The following is a 6,661-nucleotide window of genomic DNA, read 5'->3' as shown; positions in this document are numbered from 1 at the left end:
AATTTAATCAATATACAGGTACTGATTATCAGGGACTTATGAGCATACAAGATAATACAAATACTTGAATATCAGCAGCTTATCTTTATCCAACAGAACTGCGGATGAACCGGATATTTTTATGTAACTTATTGATTATCAACTATAAAGGTAATAAAAATATCTCATTCCCACAACTTTTTCAATCGTTTTCTTATACCGAACTCACGTAAGTTTACGGACGGGCTTCGCGGCATTATCGAAAACACAGGCGTGAAGCGTGTCGATTTCTGCGTGGGCTATTTTAACCTGCGCGGCTGGAACCTGATAGTGGAACAGGTGGACAAACTGCCCGGCGGTTACGTGTACGAGGATGACAAGCGCAAGATGAGGTATTGCCGACTGTTGATTGGAATGCACCGCCCCGACGAGGACTTGATACGAGGATTTTATTCGCGTCAGGAAACCATGCCCGATGCGGAATACGTGCAACGTTGCAAGCGGCAGATTGCGCAAGATTTCAGGAACCAGCTTCTGTTGGGATTGCCTTCCGCCGCCGATGAAAAGACATTGCGCCGCCTGTCCGTACAGTTGAAGGAGGGAAAAGTGTGTGTAAAGCTGTACTTGAAAGAACCGTTGCACGCCAAGCTTTACCTTGCCCACCGCCCGGATGACAACTTCAACAAGATTCAGGCCATCATGGGCAGCAGCAACCTGACGTATGCCGGGCTGACTAAACAGGGCGAGCTGAACGCGGAGTTCGCCGACAGCGACAGTGCGGAGAAACTGGCACGGTGGTTTGATGACCGCTGGAACGAGCGGTTCTGTCTGGACATCACCGAGGAACTTGCACGGATAATAGACGAGAGTTGGGCGGGTGACAGGGCTATTCCGCCTTATCACATCTACCTGAAGACGGCTTACCACTTGAGCCAAGAGGCACGCAGCGGCATCAAGGAGTTCACGCTTCCGCCGGAGTTCAGACGCGACCTGTTCGACTTCCAGCAGACCGCCGTGAAGATAGCGGCGAAGAACCTGAACAACGATAAGCGCGGCGGAGCGATGATTGGCGATGTGGTAGGTCTGGGCAAGACCATCACCGCCTGCGCCATCGCCAAGCTGTACGAGATGGCTTTCGCCGGCAGCACGCTCATCATCTGTCCGGCAAACTTGCAGGATATGTGGAGGAAATACATCCGGAAGTACGACCTGAAAGCGGAAGTCTGGTCAATGGCACGTGCGATAGACGTGGATTCGGCACGCTATTACCGTCTGATAATCGTGGACGAGAGCCACAACCTGCGCAATGCGAATGGCATACGCTACCGCAACATCCGCAGCCTTATCGAACATCAGGGCAGCAAGGTGCTACTGCTCACCGCCACACCCTACAACAAGGACTTCTCGGATTTGGAAAGCCAGCTCCGCCTGTTCATAGGCGAAGACCAGGACTTGGGCATACGCCCGGAGGAATACATCCGCTCCATCGGTGGTGAAAGGGAGTTCCAACGTCGGCACAGTGACATCCATATCCGTTCCATCCGCGCTTTCGAGAAAAGCCCGTATGCGGACGACTGGAACGAACTGATGAAGATGTTTCTCATCCGCCGCACAAGGACGTTCATCAAGGAGAACTATGCCAAGACGGATGAAGGCAACGGGCGGAAATACCTGTTGTTTCCTGATGGCTCGAAATCTTATTTTCCCGACAGGATACCCCGTGCCGTCAAGTTCGCCACTGTTTCCGGCGACCAGTACAGCCGCCTGTATTCGCCTGAAATGATAAGCCTGATGGAAGAGTTGAAACTGCCCCGTTACGGGCTAATCCATTTTTATGACGGGAACAAGGCTACTGACATACAGACGCATGAAAGGCAGGTAATCGAGAACCTCTCGCGTGCCGGACAGCGCATGATGGGTTTCTGCCGGAGCACGTTCTTCAAGCGCATAGACAGCAGCGGCTTCGCCTTCCTGCTGACGCTCTACCGCCATATCCTGCGCAACGCCGTGTTCATCTATGCCATTGACAGCAAGCTGCCGCTGCCCATCGGTGACGAAAGCTCGCTTCCCGATGACTATGTAGAGGATGAAGACGAAAACGTGAGCATATTTGGCAATGCTGATGACGATGAGTCCACAGAGGATAAGCAAATCTCTTTCCCTACTGATTTCGACTTCTACATGGAAAAGGCAGAGGAGTGCTATTTCATCATAGAGAACCGAAATGCCTGTTCGTGGATTTCATCCAAATACTTCAAGCGTACCCTGAAACAGCAGCTCAGGCACGACTGCGACATCCTGCTGAGGATGATAGCCTTGTGCGGTGCATGGCAACCCGATGCAGACCAGAAACTGGACGAGCTGGAGGACTTGTTGGAGAAGAAGCACGGAGCGGACAAGGTTATCGTGTTCACACAGTTCTCCGACACAGCGCATTACGTTTACAGGCAACTGAAAAGGCGCGGAATACCGCAGGTCGGCTGTGCGACGGGAGGCAGCAAGAACCCGACGGACATCGTGGAGCGTTTCTCTCCCAAGAGCAACGACAAGGACTATCCCGACACAGAACAATACCGTGTGCTTATAGCTACCGACGTGCTCAGCGAGGGTCAGAACCTGCAGGATGCCCATGTCATCGTGAACTTCGACTTGCCGTGGGCAATCATCCGCCTTATCCAGCGTGCAGGGCGTGTGGACCGTATCGGTCAGGAGGCGAATGAAATCTACTGTTATTCTTTCTTTCCTGCCGACGGCGTGGAGAAAATCATCCGCCTGCGGTCGCGCCTGAACGCCCGTATCAACGAGAACGCGCATATCGTGGGCAGTGACGAGGTGTTCTTCGAGGGCAACGAGCAAAACCTGCGCGATATGTTCAACGAGAAGAGCGGCTCGCTCGATGACGAGGATGACAACGACGTTGACCTCTCTTCACAGGCTTACCAGATATGGAAGAACGCGACGGCTGCCGACCCGAAGCTGAAAAAGCTAATCCCGACATTGAGCAATGTCGTTTATTCCACGAAAACGGCGGAGGACGGACTGCAGGGTGGTGTCATCACCTACGCCAAGACCTACAACGACTTCGACGTGCTGACATGGCTTGACGCTGATGGTAACGTGGTGAGCCAGTCGCAGAAACGCATCCTGAACGCCTTGGCTTGCGATGCGGATACCCCTGCCTTGCCGCCTCACGCCAACCATCATGAACTGGTGGCAAAGGCGGTAGAATCCATCAACAACGAAACGACCTCTGTTGGCGGCGTATTGGGCAACCGTTTCAGTACCCGTTACCGTATCATCACATTGCTGGAAAGCTACTATAAAAATCCCCCGACACTTTTCTTTTCGCAGGAGAACAAGGACATGCTGAAGCTGGCCATCGACGACATCTACAACTACCCGTTGCTCGAAGGGGCGAAATTCACGTTAGGGCGTATGCTCCGCACCAACACCAGCGATGAGATAGTGGAATACGTGTTGGAGATGCGCAAGAACATGACCCTGTGCCGGATTGACGAAAACAGGAACATCCATAAAGACCCGGTTATCATCTGTTCAATGGGACTTAGGCAAGAATCATAAAACCTTTTGAATCATGAGAAGAAATACATTCAACCAATATATCAAGGATGCCGATTTCCGTGGGCTGTTCATTACCGAAATGGGCTGGAACAGGTTCCACGGACAGGCGGAACTCGCACCGATAGCCATTGAAGACAAGGAATATAGGATAATCACCGTAGCCGAGCGTAACGGTTTCCAGATATTGGCGTGCTCTGTCGATGAAATACCCACGAACATCCTTTGCAAGCGCATTGACAGCAAGTTGCGCCGCAGTGCTAATGACTACATCTGCATTTTCTTCATTCCCGGCACGGAGCACCAGCAGTGGATTGCCCCGGTAAAGACTGTGGAAAAGCGTGACATCGTGACCATTGAGTACGAAACGGCTGACAAGGCAGACTTCTTATTCTCCAAGATACCCGACCTGTCGTTTGACATTGACGAACAGACCACCATCGTGGACGTGAAAGAGCGCATACAGGGAGCGTTTGCCGTGAACTCGGAGAAAATCACCAAGGACTTCTACGCGGGCTTCCGCATGGAACACAAGGCGTTTGCCGGCTTCATCAGCGGCATCGACGACCAGATACCCGCCACGGAGAACCGCAACAAGCAATGGTACACGTCCGTCATGCTCAACCGCCTCATGTTCTGTTACTTCATACAGAAGAAAGGCTTCCTTGACGGCAATTTCGACTATTTGCAGGAAAAGCTGAGGTGGGTGCAGCGTGAACGTGGTGAGAACCGCTTTTTCAAGACCTTCTACTGCGGCTTCCTTTCCGAGTTGTTCCACGGAAGGCTGAACTCGCCCAAGCACAGCGACGAGTTCGAGAACGTGTACGGACGGATACCTTATCTTAACGGCGGCATGTTCGAGGAGCATCAGTTGGAACGTGAATACAAGGACATCGACATCAGCGATGATGTCTTTGTCCGCCTGTTCAAGTTCTTCGACACGTGGCGGTGGCATCTAGACACGCGCATCACGGCGAGCGGAAAGGACATCAACCCCGACGTGCTGGGTTACATCTTCGAGCAGTACATCAACGACCGTGCGCAGATGGGGGCTTATTACACCAAGGAGGACATCACCGAGTACATCGGGAAGAACTGCATCCTGCCGTTCCTCATGGACAAGGTTTCGGAAACCTCACCCGAAGCGTTCAAGCCGGATGGTTATGTGTGGCGCACGCTGCGTGAAAGCGGTGACCGCTATATATATGATGCCGTGAAGAAAGGCTATACGGCAGACTGGCAGAGCCGAATCCCTGAAAATATTGCTATTGGACTTGACACTACCAAGCCCGGTCTGCTGGAACGCCGCAAGGACTGGAATACGAAAACTCAGGAGGCTTTCGCACTGTCTACGGAGATATGGCGCGAAACGGTGGAACGGTTGCAACGCTGTGAGGAGGTACTCGCTAAAATCAGAAAAGGCGAAATCACGCACATCAACGACTTCGTCACTTACAACCTTGACATCCGCTCGTTTGTCTATGACCTGTTGCACAATACTGATGACCGCTTGTTTGTCCTCCACTTCTACAAGGCATTGCAGCGCGTCACCATCCTTGACCCGACCTGTGGTTCGGGGGCTTTCCTTTTCGCCGCCATGAACATCCTTGAGCCGCTCTATGAAGTCTGCATCGAGCGGATGCAGGAGTTCAACGCACAGAATCCCAACTGGTTCAAGCCGGAACTGGAGGAAATAGCCCACAAGTACCGCAGCAACATCCAATACTTCATCTACAAGAGTATCATACTGCGCAACCTCTACGGCGTGGACATCATGGTGGAGGCGACCGAGATTGCCAAGCTGCGCCTGTTCCTGAAGATGATGGCGGTGGTGGAAGTGGACTTCCGCGCCGACAACTTAGGTCTTGACCGAAATGCAGCTTGTCGCCACGGCTTACGATACGTTCAAGACTGTGCAATTTACGCAGAGCGAGGACATGGCGACATTCAAACAGGCAAAGCGTGGACTGAATGAACGTCTTGGCAAACTCAACGAACTGCTCAACCGCCGTTTACACGCGGCAACCACGTCCATTCCCTACGAAGATTGGCTGGAAACGCACCAGCCTTACCATTGGCTTGCCGAGTTTTACCAAATCATCCACGACAATGGAGGATTTGATGTGATTATTGGTAATCCGCCGTATGTGACTTTTACAGATAAATCTATTCCATATAATGTTGACAAATTTGAAACAAAGAAAGATAAAAATCTGTTTGCATTAGTTGGTGAACAATGCACAATTATATCAAACTCAAAATCATCGGTTGGTTATATTATTCCTTTAAGCGGATTATCAATAGAGGGATTTAAAGAATTCCAAAGAATAATTTTTAAGCAAAGAGACAGCTGGAACATTTTTTACTCTGGTGACAGAAATCCCTCTGAATTATTCACAGGTGTAAAAATTCGTGCTGGGATATTCATCTCTCGTCCGCAAAGTAGTGGGAGAAAGTTTGTTACAAAATACATAAAGTATTACACAAGTGAACGCCCAATTTTATTCAATAAAATAAATTATACAGAATGTTTTGATTATATTTCTGCTCCAAAATTGGATAAAGAAATTGGCAAAAATGTAGTAACAAAAATATTTTCATTCGACAAGAAACTTAGTAGCGAATTTTATAAGGAAGAAAGCATCTATTACCATGCTGCACCTATTTATTGGTGTAAAGCCCTTATAAATTTGAAAATTCTAACCGAAAATAATTTAAATATCGCAGGTTCTTATAAAAAGATAGATATATCTAATAGATATAAAAATTTTGCGTTTATTCTCCTAAACTCGACATTATTCTTTTATTTTTGGATAGCTTTTTCTGATTGTTACAGCCTAACACAAAAGTATTTCTCAATGTTTAGAATACCAAATGTATGTGACAACAGCGAATTAAAAAAAGTTGCCAAAGAACTAAGCAATGATATGATAAAAATATGAGTGTGGCGGAGTATAACTACAAAAATAATGGAATGTGGAAAAGCCACGCGACTTTGACCCTTTTGGCCAAGCAGGATTTGCCCACCTTTGGCTACAATATGATTGCCCCTTTAAAGTCCTGGTGTTGGGGGTCAATTTTATTTTACCCTTTTAAAATTTCC

General features: G+C 49.2%; 3 protein-coding genes. All 3 read left to right on the top strand.

Features of this window, described 5'->3' with window-relative positions:
- Nucleotides 1-252: 252 nt before the first annotated feature.
- The 3 genes from H6A34_RS15415 to H6A34_RS13170 are packed head-to-tail and all read left to right on the top strand — an operon-like array spanning nt 253 to nt 6,500.
- Nucleotides 253-3,561: a helicase-related protein gene (locus tag H6A34_RS15415; protein WP_338088666.1), complete on the top strand. Its 3,309-nt coding sequence runs from the start codon at nt 253-255 to the stop codon at nt 3,559-3,561.
- A gap of 13 nt (nt 3,562-3,574) precedes the next feature.
- Entirely contained in the window at nt 3,575-5,533 is a 1,959-nt protein-coding gene (locus H6A34_RS13175; RefSeq protein ID WP_205105890.1) for a DNA methyltransferase, read from the top strand.
- On the top strand, nt 5,496-6,500 hold the full coding sequence (locus H6A34_RS13170) for an Eco57I restriction-modification methylase domain-containing protein (RefSeq protein WP_205105889.1): 1,005 nt from the start codon (nt 5,496-5,498) through the stop codon (nt 6,498-6,500). The genes H6A34_RS13175 and H6A34_RS13170 overlap by 38 nt, the downstream gene beginning before the upstream one ends.
- Nucleotides 6,501-6,661: the final 161 nt, after the last annotated feature.

Origin of the sequence: Marseilla massiliensis, from assembly GCF_016899855.1 — a bacterium.
Lineage (GTDB): Bacteria > Bacteroidota > Bacteroidia > Bacteroidales > Bacteroidaceae > Prevotella.
This window is presented reverse-complemented; position numbering and strand designations above follow the sequence as displayed.

Excerpts from the sequence above, each read along its gene's own strand:
- H6A34_RS13175 (WP_205105890.1), top strand. The coding sequence starts at position 3,575 with ATGAGAAGAAATACATTCAACCAATATATCAAGGATGCCGATTTCCGT.
- H6A34_RS13170 (WP_205105889.1), top strand. The coding sequence starts at position 5,496 with ATGGCGACATTCAAACAGGCAAAGCGTGGACTGAATGAACGTCTTGGC.